This is a genomic window from Paenibacillus sp. R-74696, from assembly GCF_055814915.1.
Genome location: NZ_JBPULM010000045.1, coordinates 279082 through 295895 on the forward strand (window position 1 = coordinate 279082; position 16814 = coordinate 295895).

Annotated in this window: 17 protein-coding genes and 1 pseudogene; 6 read left to right on the forward strand and 12 right to left on the reverse strand. The window is 46.4% G+C overall.

The annotated features are described in order from the left end of the window. Nucleotides 1-5 precede the first annotated feature (5 nt). The 6 genes and pseudogenes from ACSR9A_RS21460 to ACSR9A_RS21485 all read right to left on the reverse strand — a co-directional run bounded on the left by ACSR9A_RS21460 (nt 6) and on the right by ACSR9A_RS21485 (nt 4523). On the reverse strand, nt 6-410 hold the full coding sequence (locus ACSR9A_RS21460; RefSeq protein WP_473759384.1) for an HNH endonuclease: 405 nt from the start codon (nt 408-410) through the stop codon (nt 6-8). A 216-nt stretch (nt 411-626) separates the two neighbouring features. Further along, nucleotides 627-1110: pseudogene (locus ACSR9A_RS21465) on the reverse strand (tyrosine-type recombinase/integrase). 58 nt (nt 1111-1168) lie between these two features. Next, nucleotides 1169-1324: a hypothetical protein gene (locus ACSR9A_RS21470; RefSeq protein WP_473759385.1), complete on the reverse strand. Its 156-nt coding sequence runs from the start codon at nt 1322-1324 to the stop codon at nt 1169-1171. 128 nt (nt 1325-1452) lie between these two features. Continuing rightward, a complete protein-coding gene (locus tag ACSR9A_RS21475) occupies nt 1453-2133 on the reverse strand; it encodes a hypothetical protein (RefSeq protein WP_473759386.1) in 681 nt (226 codons plus the stop codon). A 551-nt stretch (nt 2134-2684) separates the two neighbouring features. Next, the gene (locus ACSR9A_RS21480; protein ID WP_473759387.1) at nt 2685-3959 is read right to left on the reverse strand and encodes a PIN-like domain-containing protein; all 1275 of its coding nucleotides are present in this window, start codon (nt 3957-3959) and stop codon (nt 2685-2687) included. 108 nt (nt 3960-4067) lie between these two features. Continuing rightward, nucleotides 4068-4523, reverse strand: a complete 456-nt coding sequence (locus ACSR9A_RS21485) for a hypothetical protein (protein ID WP_473759388.1) — start codon at nt 4521-4523, stop codon at nt 4068-4070. A gap of 1183 nt (nt 4524-5706) precedes the next feature. On the opposite strand from ACSR9A_RS21485, the gene ACSR9A_RS21490 reads away from it, so the two are divergent. Beyond that, nucleotides 5707-6450 carry a 3'-5' exonuclease gene (locus ACSR9A_RS21490; RefSeq protein ID WP_473759389.1) on the forward strand — a complete coding sequence of 248 codons (744 nt, stop codon included), beginning with the start codon at nt 5707-5709 and terminating at the stop codon, nt 6448-6450. A 13-nt stretch (nt 6451-6463) separates the two neighbouring features. Here the strand turns inward: ACSR9A_RS21490 and ACSR9A_RS21495 are convergent, their stop codons facing one another. Next, nucleotides 6464-7576: a saccharopine dehydrogenase family protein gene (locus ACSR9A_RS21495; protein WP_473759390.1), complete on the reverse strand. Its 1113-nt coding sequence runs from the start codon at nt 7574-7576 to the stop codon at nt 6464-6466. Beyond that, nucleotides 7573-8328 carry a class I SAM-dependent methyltransferase gene (locus ACSR9A_RS21500; protein ID WP_473759391.1) on the reverse strand — a complete coding sequence of 252 codons (756 nt, stop codon included), beginning with the start codon at nt 8326-8328 and terminating at the stop codon, nt 7573-7575. Before ACSR9A_RS21500 ends, ACSR9A_RS21495 begins: the two co-directional genes overlap by 4 nt. A 147-nt stretch (nt 8329-8475) precedes the next feature. Between ACSR9A_RS21500 and ACSR9A_RS21505 the strand changes: the two genes are divergently transcribed. After that, complete coding sequence (locus ACSR9A_RS21505) at nt 8476-9561, forward strand: helix-turn-helix transcriptional regulator (protein WP_473759392.1); 1086 nt, start codon at nt 8476-8478, stop codon at nt 9559-9561. Nucleotide 9562: 1 nt separating this feature from the next. Here ACSR9A_RS21505 and ACSR9A_RS21510 read toward each other — a convergent pair whose 3' ends face one another. Further along, nucleotides 9563-10168 carry a pyridoxamine 5'-phosphate oxidase family protein gene (locus ACSR9A_RS21510; RefSeq protein WP_473759393.1) on the reverse strand — a complete coding sequence of 202 codons (606 nt, stop codon included), beginning with the start codon at nt 10166-10168 and terminating at the stop codon, nt 9563-9565. Nucleotides 10169-10375: 207 nt separating this feature from the next. On the opposite strand from ACSR9A_RS21510, the gene ACSR9A_RS21515 reads away from it, so the two are divergent. Together ACSR9A_RS21515 and ACSR9A_RS21520 are read left to right on the forward strand one after the other, a co-directional pair. Then, nucleotides 10376-10942 carry a nitroreductase family protein gene (locus tag ACSR9A_RS21515; RefSeq protein WP_473759394.1) on the forward strand — a complete coding sequence of 189 codons (567 nt, stop codon included), beginning with the start codon at nt 10376-10378 and terminating at the stop codon, nt 10940-10942. Between the two features lie 98 nt (nt 10943-11040). Then, on the forward strand, nt 11041-11199 hold the full coding sequence (locus ACSR9A_RS21520) for a hypothetical protein (RefSeq protein ID WP_341282427.1): 159 nt from the start codon (nt 11041-11043) through the stop codon (nt 11197-11199). 11 nt (nt 11200-11210) lie between these two features. Here ACSR9A_RS21520 and ACSR9A_RS21525 read toward each other — a convergent pair whose 3' ends face one another. Next, a complete protein-coding gene (locus ACSR9A_RS21525) occupies nt 11211-11981 on the reverse strand; it encodes a glucosaminidase domain-containing protein (RefSeq protein ID WP_473759395.1) in 771 nt (256 codons plus the stop codon). A gap of 289 nt (nt 11982-12270) precedes the next feature. Here ACSR9A_RS21525 and ACSR9A_RS21530 point away from each other — a divergent pair, with 289 nt between their 5' ends. Then, the gene (locus ACSR9A_RS21530; RefSeq protein ID WP_473759396.1) at nt 12271-13647 is read left to right on the forward strand and encodes a glycosyltransferase family 4 protein; all 1377 of its coding nucleotides are present in this window, start codon (nt 12271-12273) and stop codon (nt 13645-13647) included. A 241-nt stretch (nt 13648-13888) separates the two neighbouring features. Here the strand turns inward: ACSR9A_RS21530 and ACSR9A_RS21535 are convergent, their stop codons facing one another. After that, nucleotides 13889-14842, reverse strand: coding sequence for a GDP-mannose 4,6-dehydratase (locus ACSR9A_RS21535; RefSeq protein ID WP_473759397.1), 954 nt, complete (start codon nt 14840-14842; stop codon nt 13889-13891). After that, nucleotides 14839-15885: a mannose-1-phosphate guanylyltransferase gene (locus tag ACSR9A_RS21540; RefSeq protein ID WP_473759398.1), complete on the reverse strand. Its 1047-nt coding sequence runs from the start codon at nt 15883-15885 to the stop codon at nt 14839-14841. Before ACSR9A_RS21540 ends, ACSR9A_RS21535 begins: the two co-directional genes overlap by 4 nt. A gap of 342 nt (nt 15886-16227) precedes the next feature. Between ACSR9A_RS21540 and ACSR9A_RS21545 the strand changes: the two genes are divergently transcribed. Beyond that, nucleotides 16228-16800 (forward strand): hypothetical protein, encoded by a 573-nt coding sequence (locus ACSR9A_RS21545; RefSeq protein WP_473759399.1) that lies wholly within the window; start codon nt 16228-16230, stop codon nt 16798-16800. Nucleotides 16801-16814 lie beyond the last annotated feature (14 nt).

Sequence of the window (16814 nt, forward strand, 5' to 3'; positions counted from 1 at the left end):
GTATTCTATAAAGGATGTCTATTCCCTTCTTTTACTAAATGTCCTTTTCCAAATCCTCCATCTTCTCTTACTGTCTTAGAATCATGGCATAGCTTGCATAACGCCTGCCAGTTAGCACGATTCCAGAACAGCTCCTTGTCGCCTTTATGCGGTCTGATGTGATCGACTACAGTCGCTTCTATGACATCCCCATTGGCGAAGCAGTACACACACAATGGATGCTTGCGAAGGAAACCCAACCTCGCCTTACGCCATTTGCTATCATATCCACGCTGTGCGGCTGTTCCCCGTTCCTTGTCATACCGTTGCTGTACTTGCTTGGCGTGCTCATCGCAATATCGTTCTCTTGTAAGATTGCTGCACCCTACTTTGCTACATGATTTCTTAGCTGCTAAAGGCACTATTTTCACCTCTCATATCCTTTACTCAACTACAGCAATTGTGAACGAATGAGTTACCCATAATGGACAAAGTGTCAATCTCGTTATGCACCTTAAGCCCGTTGTGGCTGTAAGAATGAGCCTACGCCAATCAAACGAGTTACACCTATCCGCAATATGGCGACTTCACCGAAATTTGAAGTGCTTCATTGAAGAATCCATAGTCTCCTGAAGCTCTCCAATATATCACAAAGTGATCTTCTCCGCTGAATGATTGAAATGGTGCATTAATAAAACGATGTCCTTAAATTGGCGATAGTGGAAATAGCAGAATGTCTTCCTGAGCGTATGGCATCCGATTTCATCCAAGTGAAATTCTTCCGCTATTCCGCGCATGATCTTATAGGCCATGCTCCGGCCAATTGGACGATTAATTCCTTGACGACTCTGATACAAATATTCATGCGGCTCTTTGTCTTCCACAAAAGTTTTAATCGCCCGTCTCAGTTATGGCGTGATCATAATTCTCTTTTCTTTACCCGTTTTTTTCCCTAATCGAAATATGAGTGCCAGTAACGTCGCGCACTCGAAACTTTAAAAAGTCACTCACCCGAAATCCTGTATTAATTCCAGTCAAAAAGAAAATATAATTGCGCAAATTGGTCTGCCGGAGAAAATCCAAAATATCCTCCAGCAGCTCAGGGTCCGTGATTGGCTGCACTGTATTCACATGATCTCCCCCTCCTCAAATTGACTAATGGGCAAAAGAAAAAGCACCCTAAGGTGCCTTATTTAAAAATCAAATAGCAAACAATGCCTATACCTGCTGCTACTATAATAGGAACTGGACGTTTCTTAAATAAGAACCGCGCCAGCCCTATCGGAATAACAATCCATAATATTGGCAATATATCATTCAACATTTTTGATGCAGGGCCCTCCATAATGATTCACCTCCCAAATAAAATTATGTTAGGAAAGAATCCCCGGCTCTTTTTTCTGTCAAAATCCCAAGCGTTTGGGGTTTTGACGATAATTAAAGCTGGATTAAAAAAGGCGTTTCAGCCTCTTTTTATTTCATTTCTTCGATTGTTCGTTTAGTTACTATTTCAGAAACAATCCAATGAATCGTTACATCAATTAATCTTTTTAAATCATTTACATCTTTATCTACCCATTTACGTACGTAATGCGTCTCATCATTCCCTAGCCAAACTGCTCTTTTCGAAATTAACTTCACATTATCACTTATTATATGATCGTTAATACAATTTCCTAGCTGCTTTTTCTCAACAATATCTCGATCAACCTTAAGATAATTAATGATATAATCTTTAATGAGAAACTCAAATGCTTTTCTATACCCCATACCTGCAATATGATTAAGTCCATCTTTTTCTGCTCTCAATGCCTGATTGTATATTAGCGGAAAATCGGATGAAATTTCTGTTATTTCATTTTCAAATTCACGCGAAATATATGAAATTGGTGATGTTCTTTCTAGAAACCAAGAATCCATAAGAACAGCTTTTTGAATATTATAGTATGCTATAAATAAAGAACGACAATCATTGCGACTACATACAAATGCTGCTTCTCCACAATATTGTTTTACCTCCACAGCATAAACCAATGTACTCTCTCCGGCGAAATTACAAACAGGACACGTATCTGGAAAACTATCCGCATTAACTCCTGTTTCTCTTTTAAAATCCCCTATTGCAGGACGCGCAATAAATATAACTCTTGACATTATTTATATCTCCCCTTATTAAGGTTATTTATTCTATTGTTTTAATATTATAACATAACCTAGTTTTATGTAGTATTAGCACTGTGGGAGGGCTTCAACCTCCTTTTTGCATTTTGGCATGGAGCAGAATTGCTTTGCTCCATCGAACCTACCCCATGGGCAGCCCCGGCATTGAGCCGGTTGCTGCTTATCGTTTATCGCCGTCGGCAACTTGCGCGTATACCTCAACCGGCTCGCCTCCTATCAAAAAAGAGCCGCCGAAGCGACTCCTCAGTTTTATCTATAAGTCAGTTGGTCGGAACACAACGATCCGGCCAACTGACCAAGAGACATCTCTCTTGGCATGGGGTTTCCAACCCCACCTCATCTCCGCACGTTTGGCAATCATGCCTAAGGTCAAAGACCCACCGCACAGCCGAGTCCTACATGTAATAAGGGTACAGTAGGTATCACCCGAGCTTCTCGCTCTATCGTGATTCTACTGTACCCTTATATAAACTCTTTCGTAGCGGCAACATAACGGCATTTTACCGTCATTATTTTAAATCAAATTATTTATTATCAACCAATTGTGCAAAAGACACAATATCAAAAACTGTAGTTAAGTCATCGATATTACGCATAATATCACCTGTATTACCTAAACTTGAGTTAGTAATAAAACGAATTTCAACGGAGATGCCTTTATTAGTGATAGACGTTAGAACAAATTCATTATTATTATAAAAATCTCTAACAGAACTAATAAACATTTTAACTGCTAATTCAATACCACTATGGCTATTAGCAATAATGTCCTTATTAATTCTCAAAAAAGCCCTATACAAATAATTATATGATACAAGCGGATTCATTTTGAAATCTTCCAAAAGTATAGAGTGAAACGGTTTATTATCATTATTTAGCCTTAGCTGTATAAGATGTTCCTCATTTGCTTCTTTAATCTTTTCAATTTCACTAACTGCTCTATCAACCTGTTCTATATTATTAATTCTTAAATATTTTTCGGCCCATTTCAAAAATTGTTCTGTCCTATACATATAGAAAGGCTTATTGCCACTTTCATTTTTAAATTCTTGAACTAGCAGAGGATGTGGGCCTTTTTTCTTTCCTTTTACCTCGTACCACCAATCTTCTTTTGTATCATCGGTAATAAGTATAATTGATTTTACAACTTCTTCTTTTGATTTTTCTAAAACTTGCTTCCAATAAACTAAATCACCAAACTTATCCTCATATTCTAAATTGCTGTAGTATGATCTACTTTCTTTTTTATAATCCATATAGCCTGGTGGTATCTTCGCATCGTATCTTTTAGTACCTTCTGCAAATATTTCATTCAATTTTTCTTGTGAAAACTCTCCACCTACTTTTTCGCCGATAATCGCATTTAACTGTTCTTTAATTTTTTCAAGATCAGGATGCTTTTCCTCCTGAGATTTTAACTCTATCTCGGCCTTTTCTTGGAATTCCTTCAAATCTTTAATGATAACTTCCGCGTTTATATTAGAATGTCTTTTTCCATTCAGTTCTTTTTCAATTGCATTTAGTGAATCTACAATGGTTTTCTTAATAACTGAGTATTCATTCTTTTGATCCAAAATTTCCTTATGCAAGTTTTTATGGTACTCTAGTGCGACCTGATAGGGTATCCATATTCGATCCTCAATTATTTGCAAAACACTTATAAGTGTCGATCTCGACTCTTTAGAGTATCTATATAAATTCAATAAGCTATTGGTATCGAATATAAAAATACAATTTGCCCACAATTCTTCTATTTCTTCGTCTAGCGGCCTATAGTAACCCGAAAATAATTTTCTCAAAAAGCTCACCTGTTTCTTGAGTTATTTACTTTATCCACAATATAGAATTACTTTAATAAAGACAAGTTATTTCGATATTTTATTTTCAAAATGTGATTGATTGTCTTATCAAAAAAAGAGTACAGTTAGGGCAAGGTCATATCCCTTGAAATCTAACTGCACTCTTTTTATAACCTTCATTATTTTCAATGACTCTGCCACCGACTCAATACCCTTTTGAAGCCTACGCTCCACGGTTCGATCATCCATGCTTTCGGCAAAATGTTCAACCGTTACTGCATGCTTATTCCCTACGACATAACGATACTTTATTATCTCTTTCACTTCTACGTCAATAATAAGATTTATTGCGCTGCTTAAATCCAGTGCTCTATTTTTAAGTTGATCGTATACAGCGCTCTGTTGAATCGAAAGTGTCTCCAAGCCGCGACGCTCAAATTCAGCAATCACGGCTTGGCACTTATGATACTGATTGAGTCGCTTCTTCGCTTCCTGGATATCTTCCTTTGTAGCGCTAGGAAACAACTCTAATTGCTCACCGTTATCTAGTTCCAAAGCCATCATGCCTCTCACCCCTAAATGCGCTACTTCGTACTCATTTTTGTTTCATCGATGAATTTAATTACATTTCTCTAGGTGATAGCAATTTTTCGTTGTGGGAAAATTCTATTTCTTACCTTTCCTCTAGTACATCGCTAAGTACAAAAAGACTGTTTCTTCTGACGACGAATATCCTAATTTCTCTTTCATTATTATTTTCCAAATAATTAATTGATCCTATCTCCACCATATTCAACACCTATTTCTTGAGTTTCCAAATTAATCTGCACTCGTCAGGCATGTCTTTTACTGCTTCTAAATAATTGAAACCTTGTTATTAAATAAGCCCCCGATACTCTCAATAATAACCTTTTCAACTTTTCCTTGTCCCAATGAAGTAGCAACGGATATCGACCCAATTGTTTGACAATTGGTTTTCCTAAACAAACTCTTTTAGCCGTTACAACGGGACTACACGCGCTGAGATGGATGGTCCGTGTAATTTATTGCAGGGCACCTATATGTCGCTCAAATGAGGCCTAAAATGAAGGCTAACTCTCCTCATCTTAAGCCACCAAAAAACAAAAAAACACGAAATACACTTTGTAAGAAACTCTGCTCGTTTGGCTTCGTAAATTATATGAACTACAACAAGCCTAACGCTCTGGAATACATAACAAATGGAACGATGGAAAATCATTATTCATATTTTGCTATCCAGACGGGATGCCCTATATTCCGCAATAGTTCACTAAAAACTGGATTGATTTTAATCGTCTCCATAATTTAAAACAAATCAGGCTGCTGCCCCTGCATTCAACGACATTAAGAACTGAATTTCATTGTGGTTTGTGGAACAAAAATATAATCTGGTAGTCAATCGGTAGTCAATTCGAAGTTTTACAAAAACGAGGAAGCCCGAAACCCCATTGATACATAAGGGAAAAACAAAAAAATCGAGCGCCCCTTTCGGGACGCTCTATTCATGGGAGAGGAGAAACCGGACGAAGAGCTTATGGGGAACGTAAGTCTTCTCCGCGGTTGTCTACGACATCTTGCGACGCCGATAATTTTATTTTGTCCGTTTTGCGGATGTTTATACCTCCACGACAAGAAAAAGGTTGGAAGACGTCCAAAAAGCTTCGGACATCCTGTATAATTCAACGTAAGAATTAAAACACTTACACCAATTTAAAGGGGATGCACTATGGATTTTGTGGCAATTGACTTTGAAACCGCCAACTCCAATCGCTCCAGCGCCTGCGCGGTCGGCATCGTTGAGGTGCAGGGCGGAAAAATCGTTTTCGAGCAGGTTTGGCTCATTAATCCGCAGCAGCATTTTGACCGGATGAACATCGAAATTCACGGCATCACTCCGGCTATGGTGGCGGACAGCCCTACTTTTTCCGAGCTATGGCCTATACTTGCGCCATTATTAAAAAATAAGCAGGTAGTCGCGCATAATGCTTCCTTTGATATGAGCGTCCTGCGTTATTGCCTAGATGATGCGGCCCTGACTTATCCGGCCTTTCATTATTACTGCACCTATCAGCTTAGCAAAAAACTGCTGCCGAACATGCTTTCCTATCGTTTGAACGTGTTAGCTAGCCATTATCAAATTCCGTTAAATCACCATGATGCGCTTGATGATGCGAGAGCGGCAGCGTTAATTTTAGCAAGATTGCTTGAGCAGGAGCAGCAGCTAAGCCCTACCGAGCTTGCGCTCGCCAAAGGCTATAAAATCGGCAAAATGCATGCTCGCGGTTACACGCCCTTCTCAACAACGGCTGCTAAAAGCAAGAAACAAGCAAAGCCAGCCGCCTCTGCCAGCACTAAACGAACCCAAGCTAGCGCAGCAGAAACCACAGCAGAAAAATCTGGACTGCAGCTCATCAGCGAACAACAAGCCGATATGCGCCGTTTGGGCTTGAACTCATTATCACGACCGTGATAACAGCTTGGCCTTACTCCCAGCTGTCATATCTCAAGCCTTCAATGATCTGCGGTCGTTTCGTAATGCCCGCAGCGGCTTGCAGGGCAATTTTGCCTTTGCCGCTCTTCACTAGCTCAAATAGCTGCTCCGTATGGAATACACCGCCTGGCAGGCCGCCTTCATACACAGCGGTGGCAACAGCGGTCGCCACTTTAGCGGTCGCTGCCGCCTCATGGGAACCGTCCACCAAATATTGAACATGCTTCTTCGCACCATTTTTCATTCCCCAGCCATCTACTTTAACCGCATAGCCGTCTGAGCCAAATCGCATCATCCCAAAGCTGCTCACAGCGGCAGAGCGAATCCATTTAACCTTCAGCAGCCGGAATAATCCCGTTGCGCGTATCCATGCGACCAAGCGGGTCACCACACCTGAATCGAAGCAGAGCCTTGTCGATACGGTCGGCACTTTCAGCGTTCTTGGCAGCGACTGCTGATCGGAGAACGGGAAACGGTAAGCCATGCGGCTGCCCAGCTCCTTGCCAAAGTCGGTGCGTTTGCCGCCGCTAAAGCTGACCGTCTGCGCGACCCCGCCATTTTCAACAATGGAAAATGCACGGCCAATGCTGTCTACCGTCCACTCTATCGCCGCCTTGCCATGCTGATCGCCGAGTCCAAGCATAATCGCGATATCTACGCTATCCAGCTGATCCAGCTCCTGCTGCGCCTTGCGAGCAAGCAAATTCGTTACACCTGGCGCTAGCCCGACACTCAGCACCGCTGTCGCCTGTGCCTGTGCTGCTTCCTCTGTATGCTTCTCTAAGCTGGTCAGAAAAGGACCATACGCCGAAATATCCACATAATGCGTGCCGCTCCTCAAGCAAGCCTGTACAAAGGCATCATCCGTCTGATCCATGCACATGACAACGAGCTTCACTCGTCCGAAATCCATCTCTTGCTTCCAGTTGGTTAAATTAAATGCCATTGGTTTCACCTGGCCGCCCGTCTGGTCCGCGAATTGCTTCGCTCGCTCTAGGCTTCTGCCCGCCGCATACACTTTACCTGGAAACTTTGCTCCGAGCTGCTTGCTTATATCTCCACCCACATGGCCGTAGCCGCCTATAACAACGATGTCTTGTTTCATTTGTCCTGCCTCTTCTCTTCTATGTTGTGCTCCCCATCTGCTTTGACAGCAAACCATCCTGTAATAAGGTAGGAACCGAAAAATTTCGAAACATGCTTAAAGCCAACTTCCCGAAGCAGCTCTTCCACCTGCTCTGGTGGCACAGGATCCGATTCGGCGCCAAGAGACGCGGCAAATCGCTCCCAATCCTCAAGCGGAATGCCATTATCCAGCATGTGGCTTTGCCAAGCGCTCATTTGCACGGCAAAAGCTTCTTCCTGGCGATCACAGCTTATTGCGGCAATAAATAACGGCGCTCCCGGCTTCAAACGCTCGGCTATACTGCGCAGCAGCTCTCTTTTCTGATCCAGCCCCTTTATAAAATGCAATACCAGCAGGGAAGTCGCTGCATCGTACAGCTTGTCCTTCGACAGCTCGTCTGCCGTTCCCTCATGCAGCGTTACTCCCGCTTCTAATCGCTCCATTCGGATGCGCTGCTCTGCTATCGCCAGCATGCGTGCAGACGGATCAACCCCGGTAAAGCGCCACGCTGGATGCGCACCGCCAAGCGTAACAATCTCCTGCCCGCCGCCTGCGCCAACGACTAATATGTCCTGTTCCCTTTCAGGGCCAAGCATCGCGTTCATTAAACGGTCCGTCATATCATACAGCATGAAATAGCCTGGTATTTTCAAAGAAATCGTTCGTCCATAACCCTCCACTTGGGGATCATTCCAACTCATCGTCTTCTGTTGCTGCTGCTTCTCATTCATTGGTACAGCACTCCCTTCAACCTGTATATGGTCCGCTCTTTTCATTTCAGCGGGTAATCTGTAAAATGTAAGCTGTAATTAATGTTAATTATATCGGGTCGCCTCAAAATCACTATCCCATAAATGTGGGTAATCAGGAGAGCTGGAATGAACAAGCAAAGAGAACGTGTACGGAAACAGCTCGCCAAATTAGAAGAGGCTAACCTCCGCTCTAGCGAATACAGGGAGAGACTGCTTGCAGAGCTGCGCACGACGATGCCTTTTGCAGCCGCATGCTGTACGCTTGTCGATCCGCATACGATGCTGTCTACTGGCGCAGTTACGGAGGAAGGCGTAGAGGCCATTCATCATCTATTGTTTGAATATGAATATTTAAGGGAAGATTTCAACTCGTATGAGGAGCTTGCCAAGCTTGCGGAGCCTGTTGCTACATTAAGCGGGGCAACCGAGGGCGATTTAAGCCGCAGCCTCAAATATACAAAGGTGCTGCAGCCTGCCGGCTTTGGAGACGAACTACGGGCAGCACTTACGGTGGATGGAGCTTGCTGGGGGTATTTGACGTTATTTAGAATGCTCAATGAGCCGTTTTTTCAAGAAGAGGAGCGCTTATATATCGCTTCCTTAGTGCCGAGCATGGCCCGCACCTTAAAAAAAGCCAGCTTGCTGCTGCCAGATGGCGAGGGCGCTGCCTTTCATGACGATCCTGGCATTCTCATATTGTCCGAGCAGCTGCTGCCACTATCAAGCAATGACGCTGCAAACAGCTGGCTGTCGGAGCTTAGGGGGTGGGAGTATATTGATGAGCAGACTCTGCCTAGACCAGTCCGAGCTGTATGCTCGCGAGCTTTGGCTGCCAGTGCCACGGACAAGGAACTACAGACCGCTGCAAAAGTATGTATTCGGATTCCTGATGGTCCTTACTTATCGCTGCGGGCAAGCAAGCTCCAGGCTGCTGATCGCTCGGTACAGCTTGCGGTTTGGTTCGAGCTTGCGAAGCCCGGCGATATTTTGCCAATCATTGCCGAAGCTTACGCGCTGACTTCGCGCGAGAAGCAGCTGGTCGAACGGTTATGGCGGGGCCTATCCACGAAGGAACTGGCCAGCTCCCTGCATATTTCCTCGTATACGGTGCAGGATCATCTCAAATCTATTTTTGCCAAAACAGAAGTGTCCAGCCGCAGAGAGCTGATTTGGAAGCTTTTTTCCCGTTACAATCTTTATACGAATGAATGAATCAATAACGAATGAACAAGCAGGCAGCTTGCCGCTTACGATTCGGTTGTCTGCCTCTGTATGCCAAGCGCGGGGTAGGCAGCCGATCAAGGCTGTAGCTGTTTTTTTCATTTTGATAGGCTGCAAGCTTCTGATCACCTATATTCTCCGCCCAATCCTTCAGTTGTTCCCGCTCGCCCTGATAGTCATAAAACGGGATGCTGAAACCGCACGCTGTCGTTACCTTATGAATATTTAGCACAATCATTTGCCTAGCGCCTGGCAGCAGCTCAAACCGCCCAATCAGCTCATTCCAGCGCTCGGTTCCTGGCAATATAACGTTTCCTGTGCCGAATAGCCGCATAATAACGGGCTTTCCCTCCATGGCTACAAACATAATCGTCATCCTGCCATTTTCCAGCACATGCGCACTCGTTTCATTGCCGCTCCCCGTCAAATCGAGATAAGCGACCTCCTGGTTCGACAATATGCGAAAAGTATCGTAGCCTTTCGGAGATATATTCACATGGCCCTCTGACGTCAACGGAGCCGATCCTACAAAAAACATATGCTGTCGCCCGATAAACTCCTCGTGCTCCGGCAATAATTTTTCAAATGCTTTCCCCATTATGCTCAACCCCTTCTTATGTAACTCTATCCCTATTATATCCCAACTCCAACAGATGGAAAAATGAATGATGCCGAGGGCGGATCTTGCAGCGAGAACCGTTTCAGCCTTTCCACATCGCTTATTCCGCTGTATAGTTATAGAGAACGGATCAGCCTGCTATACGAAGAAGATGCTGTAGCACCATATAGAAGGAGAGAGATAATAATGACTACCCTTACCTTGCTTGATGCTTTGAAACAAAGACGCGCAGTGCGCAACTATTTGCCACAGGAAGTAGAGGAAGAGAAGATTGCCGCTTTGCTGGAAGCTGCAACCCTCGCCCCTAACGACCGCCTGCGGGAGCCTTGGCATTTTTATGTCGTTCGCGGCGAAGCGAAGCAGCGTTATGAGCAATTGGCACGCACCTATCTGGAGGAGCGTTTCCCTACCAAGCCGCATTTAGTAAAAGAATCAATCAAAGTGCTGGAAACGACGCCGCTTGCCATAGTCGTAACAGCCGATATCATTGAAGGAGACGAAGCCTCCTCCAAGGACAATGAATATGCTGCAGCCTGCGCCATTCACTCCATGTGGCTGACCGCCGAAACGCTGGGACTTGGTCTTGTATGGCGTACACGCGGCATCGGCCTCGTTCACGACGAGCGGATGTTTGAGTTTATCGGAGCCCCAGTGGGCAAAAAAATTATTGGCACCGTCTTCATCGGCTATCCGCAAGGAGAAGCGCCTGCTACTGCGCGCAAGCCTTATTCCGAGAAAACGACCTGGCTGTAACGCATAATTTCGCGCAGCTCCTATTTTTCATGCAACCAGCTAAAGACTGCTTCGTATGATAAGGGATGAGTTCCTTATGGTAGGAGGTGCGCAGTTTTATGAATACTTTCGGAAGAGGCTGTCTGTATATTATAATCGGCTTCGTGCTGTTGTTTATTTTCGCTTTTGTTGCTGGCAGAGCCATTCACATTCCGTGGTTTATAACGATTCCGCTGATTGTGCTTGCTTTCTGGGCAGCCTCCCAACGCAAAAAATAGCTGCCTCGCCCTTATATAATCGTCACGGTGCGTGTGCTTTGCTCCCATTCGATTTTTTTATTCATGGAAGCAGCCAGCGCACGTATCGTTACATACCCCGTTCCTTCATCCAGCAGCGACTCCAGCTCCTGGCCATTCACCGTTACTTTTGAACCCGTCCAGCCAATTTTCCCGCCGAGGCGGCTGCCAAGCGCTCTCGCCGGCACCCATACGGTGCCGCTACGCTCGTAGCCAATTAACTCCACCATCCCATTTTGTAAAATTGGAACCGTCTTCGCTCCCTGAAATACCGTCGTCTTGACAGCTGCCGCAGCCTGATCATCATATTGCCGCAGCCCATTGCTGTTTATGATGGCAATCAGCTTGGCCGCATAAGCCGGATCGGTTGCATAGCCGCAGGCCAGCAGCATTTGCGCCTGTTCCTCTGGCGTCTTCGCAAGCCTCACCCGATCATATCGCGTTTTCATAAACAACAGATCCTGATCCTTCATAAAATGATACACGCTGCTGTATGCGCGAAAGGCCGCGCTCGTATTTATATTTCGGCCATCGATATGCTCCCATGTTCCTTTAACGACGGCTTGCCCCTGCCAGTAGGCATTCGGCGAACCTCCTCCTACTTTAATGCCCCCTAAATTGTACCAGGAATGAATGACACCTCCGGTTTCCAAAATATATTGCGCCAGCCGTACAGATGGCAGCATCGGTGAGCCCTCGCGCCGTACTTGTAGGACGGCAGGCGCCAATGCCGCAATAAATTGCTGTCTTGTCATAGCCACCATCGCTCCCTCCCCCTTCTTTTTCGCAAGTTGTCCATCTATTATTTCTTATGCAGCAAGCCTCTATTGCGGCACGGCCTACGCACACTGTCCCGCGCTCTTTGCGGAAAGCAACGCGCCCTCGATCGGCATCTCTCCTCTATTGCCGCCCCTGCTTCTAGTCATACGCCGCTTTTTACTATCCATTAGGTCATTGTCCATGAATCTGAGGTACATCGTGAATACAATATAGTCAAGCGCGTATCCGCTAACGATTTCTCCACATGCAAATGACGAGAAAGGAAGGAAACAAGTGGCCAAATCACTTAAGCGCAAGCGACATCAAACGTCCGCCAAACGCAAGAAGCACAGCTCTTCCAATAAAACGCTGCTGGCCAAACGCCGTAAACGCAAAGCGGTCAAACCGCGCGCTAAACGGCGGGCTGAACGCAGACGAAAAAGTAACGGCAGCCTTCGAAAAACAAAAAATCGCGCCTTCTCTAGCCTATCGCAACACGCCAAACAGACCCGCCAAGCAGAAGAGCATTCTGCTGCCGAAGAGGTACATGATCCGCAGCCTTGGACCGCACAGGGCATCAATCTTGTCGGTTTTATTCATGCGGAAATGGGCATTGGCGAATCGGCCAGACTCGCAGCGCGAGCGATTGAACGAGCCGAAATTCCTTTCGGCATTTTAAACTTCCCGCTTCAGGTCGCCACCCGGATGTCGGATATGAGCTGGGAGCATAAGAAAACGGAGGAACGCTCCTATAACACCAACCTGTTTCATATGAATGCGGATTATATGGCTCCGGCTAAGGACCATTTTGGACATAGCCTATTCCACAACCGCTACAATATTGGCTATTGGCACTGGGAGCTGCCTGATTTTCCCGAAGAGTTTGTTCCAGCGTTCAAGCTGGTGCAGGAGGTATGGGTATCCAGCCGCTTCGTGCTTGATTCGGTTGTGCAGAAATCTCCCGTCCCTGTCGTCATCATTCCTCATGGCGTAGAGGTGGAGACTTCTCCAGAGGTTACGAGAGAATCGCTTGGCCTGCCAGAGGGCCAGTTCCTGTTCACGATGATGTATGATGTACAGAGCTATACGAATCGTAAAAATCCACAAGCCGTCGTAGAAGCCTTCCGGCTCGCTTTTCCGAAAAATGATCCAACGGTCGGGCTCGTACTCAAGGTCAACAATACGAACTTCCGGCCGGAAGATATGGAGGCGCTGCGTCAGCTCGCTGCCGAGCATAACAATATTTATATTATTGATCGTATTTTCTCCCGCGTGGAAGTCAACTCGCTGCTGGGTGTCACGGATTGTTTTGTCTCGCTGCATCGCGCCGAAGGCTTTGGACTGGGCCTCGCAGAAGCAATGTATTTGGGTAAGCCGGTCATCGGCACGAACTGGTCCGGCAATACCGACTTTATGAACGAGACCAACTCCTGTCCCGTCAATTATGAGCTGGTTCAGGTCGGTACCGATTGGGGACCGTATCAGGGGTATCAAATTTGGGCCGAACCCGATGTGCATCATGCCGCCTTGTATATGCAAAGGCTTCTGCAAGAGCCAGAGTGGCGCGCAGCCATTGCAGCGAAGGGGCAGCATACGATTCACACTTCCTATTCACCGCAGGCGGTTGGCAGCATGATCCGGGGACGCCTGACCGAGCTTGCGCTTCTATAATAACTGGAAAATCAAACGAAACACGGACTGCCTCTGGCGTGAAAGCTGGGGCAGTTTGCTTTTTCCAGCCGTTCTCTCTCAGGCCTCCTTAGCAAAAACATAGCAGCAGCGTAAAATACCCTCTGAACCTCTATCAGACAACGATTAAGCCATCGTCCGATTTTCAGTCTAGAGGGTATGAACTAAAAAGCTCTTCTAGCGCGTGCGGTATGCAGCAAGCTTGGGTCATCCTGCGCGCAGCCTAACCTAATTCCGCCCGCCAATAGCTCAGCAAATCCTGCATCGTCTGCTCAAAGGGAATTTCCGGACGCCAGCCTGTACGATGATGAAATTTAGAATAATCGCCAATCAGCTCGGGTACATCCGCAGGCCGCAGCCGTGCCGGGTCCTCCTGAATCGAAATGGTGCTGCTGCTAAGACCAACGAGCGTCTGCAGCATCTCCCTAATCGCCCGGGAGCTTCCCGACGCAATATTATACACTTCTCCAGGCTCGCATTTTTCAATGGCCAAGCGGTACGCTCGCACCACATCGCGCACATCGGTAAAGTCACGCTTCGCCTCCAAATTGCCTACATATAGAACGGGCGGCTTCAGTCCCCGCTCGATTTCGACGATCTGCTTTGCAAAATTGGAGGTTACAAACTGCTCGCCGCGCCGCGGTCCTGTATGGTTGAAAGTACGCATGCATACAATATGCATGCCATAGCTGCGATAATATTGGTAGCCTAAATAATTTTGCGTAATTTTGCTGACGGCGTAGGGACTGAGCGGCCGCAGCGGCGTCGTTTCCTTAATCGGAATATCCTGCGTTTCTACCTGGCCATATTCCTCGCTGGAGCAGGCGAGCAGCAGCTTGCAGTTAAGGCCTGCTTTTCGTACCGCTTCCAGCAAATGAATTTGCCCGGCAATATTGTTGTATATCGTCGCCAGCGGCGATTCCCAAGACTTTGGCACGAAGCTTTGCGCTGCTAGATGAAAAATCATGTCCGGCTTAACGTCCGCTATCATTTTTTCCACATCGGCTTCATTAGTCAGCTCGCATTCGTATAACTTAACAGACGGCAGCAAATGAGCGATATGCTTAATACTGCTGGTCTTCCTAACGGTGCCTGACACTTCCATTTGATGCGCCAGCAAATGCTCTGCCAAATGGCTTCCGGCAAAGCCGGTTATGCCTGTAATCAATGCTTTCACGGCATGCCTCCTTCCCGATCAGCATCCATTGCGGCTATTGCTTGCTTTACCGCCTGCTCCTGTGTTTTATGACAAATCAACAGTCCCTCGTCTGTCGATACGACGATTAGATTATCAATGCCAATGACCAGCACCCGCTGCCGCTCCGTATAAACAATACTGTTGGTCGTTGCCGTAGGATAGACGCTGCCCAGCAAAATATTGCCCTCGTTGTCCTGCCCGAATATTCGTTCAAGCGAGGTCCACACGCCGACATCGTCCCAAGTAAAAGCAATCGGCAGCGTGTACAGGCGTTCCAGCTTTTCAATCAGTGCATAATCAATAGAAAGCTTTGGCAGCTGCACATACGCATGTGCCAGCTGCTCCCCTTCAAGCTCAAAAACACGCCACATATCCGGCTGGTACAGCTGCATGTAGCCTGCAATAGTTGACGGCTTCCATATAAAAATACCGCTGTTCCAGTACATATTCGGTATCGCAATCAGTTCCTCCGCCCGCGAGAGCGTCGGTTTCTCGATAAAAGCTTTTACCGTCTTAATGCCTGGCCCATATTTGCCATCTTCATGCTCACCCGCTTCAATATAGCCGTATCCCGTCTCTGCCCTTGTCGGCACAATTCCCATCGTTACAACAACGCCTTCATCGCGCGCCGCTTGCTCTGCTGCCCGCAGCGCCTCCATCAGCTCGGCAGCATCTGGAATATATTGATCCGAGGGAGCCGTTACAATCACTTCATTTAAGCCCCGTTTCTGAAAAAAGCTCGCCGTCAGCGCAATGCAAGGCGCCGTATCTCGCTGCTCCGGCTCAATAATGAGCTGTTCCTCGCTAAGCTGTGGCAGCTGCTCCCGAACAAGCGGCAAATAGTTGCGGCTTACTGCTACATATACATCCTCCTCCGGCATGCAGCTGCGAAAACGGCTGTACGTTTCCTGCAGCATCGTAGCCTCGCCAGATGTTAAGGAAAGGAACTGCTTCGGCTTTGCCGTCGTGCTTCTCGGCCAAAAGCGCGTTCCTTTTCCTCCTGCCATAATGACTGCCTTCATACCGGTTCACCCCAAAATAAATAGCTTTCTATTATACATGTGCGTGTAGCCAATATGCAGCTCCTTCCTACCATAGCCGGCTCCGAAAGTATAGTATCGTCTCTTCAACATCGTATGCTTTGCTAGAGCTTTCATAGTGGACGAATTGCCTGCCCTTGCTGCAAATCGGGCATTTATCGCCGCCTGTATTGCAATAGAAGGAGGAGTGCGGAGGTGTGTGCTTTTTTTCGCGGTATAATCTATCAATTTAGAAAATATACGATTATCCTTGGACAAATACCGTTGCTATCTCTATCTACCAACATATGATGTGGTATACGATTGAAAGGAGATGAATCAATTATGGGTGAAACTGGATTAACTGGTTTAACTGGACTAACTGGTCTTACAGGACTTACTGGTGCTACTGGTCCCACCGGACCAACAGGACCTACGGGTGCTACTGGTCTAACGGGATTAACTGGCCCTGCTGGCCCTGGTTCTGCTGTTGTAGGTATCCAAGGTGCTGTTCCGACTTCTATCCCAACTGCTGCTACTGCTGTCACTGCCGCAACTCTGATTGTTCCGGTAACGGCCACTTCCAACCAGGTGATTATTGAAGGTACCGTTAATGTATCCATTAACTTTACTGCTCTTCTGGTTGTAGCGCTCAACCCAACCATTACAGTCGACCTGCTGCAAGATGGCGTCATTGTAGCTACAGTCACAAGCTCCGACTTGCTTGCGATTACGCTGCTCGGATTGTTCTCTTTAGAAAGAGCCATTCCGATCACGTACTTCAACGGCGGTCTAGCGGCTGGCAATCACACGTACGCACTGCAAGTTACAGTATCGGGCATTGTCATCGCGATAGGCACTACTGCAGACATCACTTACTCGTCGCTTACTGCTACGATTGGCACTATTCCTTCCTAAGCTGCTGCGGTCAT

Coding starts and splice junctions, on each gene's coding strand:
- ACSR9A_RS21485 (WP_473759388.1), bottom strand. CDS start 4,523: ATGATGGCTTTGGAACTAGATAACGGTGAGCAATTAGAGTTGTTTCCT.
- ACSR9A_RS21495 (WP_473759390.1), bottom strand. CDS start 7,576: ATGAAACAAGACATCGTTGTTATAGGCGGCTACGGCCATGTGGGTGGA.
- ACSR9A_RS21525 (WP_473759395.1), bottom strand. CDS start 11,981: ATGGTGGCTATGACAAGACAGCAATTTATTGCGGCATTGGCGCCTGCC.
- ACSR9A_RS21505 (WP_473759392.1), top strand. CDS start 8,476: ATGAACAAGCAAAGAGAACGTGTACGGAAACAGCTCGCCAAATTAGAA.
- ACSR9A_RS21490 (WP_473759389.1), top strand. CDS start 5,707: ATGGATTTTGTGGCAATTGACTTTGAAACCGCCAACTCCAATCGCTCC.
- ACSR9A_RS21500 (WP_473759391.1), bottom strand. CDS start 8,328: ATGAATGAGAAGCAGCAGCAACAGAAGACGATGAGTTGGAATGATCCC.
- ACSR9A_RS21470 (WP_473759385.1), bottom strand. CDS start 1,324: ATGGAGGGCCCTGCATCAAAAATGTTGAATGATATATTGCCAATATTA.
- ACSR9A_RS21510 (WP_473759393.1), bottom strand. CDS start 10,168: ATGGGGAAAGCATTTGAAAAATTATTGCCGGAGCACGAGGAGTTTATC.
- ACSR9A_RS21515 (WP_473759394.1), top strand. CDS start 10,376: ATGACTACCCTTACCTTGCTTGATGCTTTGAAACAAAGACGCGCAGTG.
- ACSR9A_RS21545 (WP_473759399.1), top strand. CDS start 16,228: ATGGGTGAAACTGGATTAACTGGTTTAACTGGACTAACTGGTCTTACA.
- ACSR9A_RS21520 (WP_341282427.1), top strand. CDS start 11,041: ATGAATACTTTCGGAAGAGGCTGTCTGTATATTATAATCGGCTTCGTG.
- ACSR9A_RS21475 (WP_473759386.1), bottom strand. CDS start 2,133: ATGTCAAGAGTTATATTTATTGCGCGTCCTGCAATAGGGGATTTTAAA.
- ACSR9A_RS21540 (WP_473759398.1), bottom strand. CDS start 15,885: ATGAAGGCAGTCATTATGGCAGGAGGAAAAGGAACGCGCTTTTGGCCG.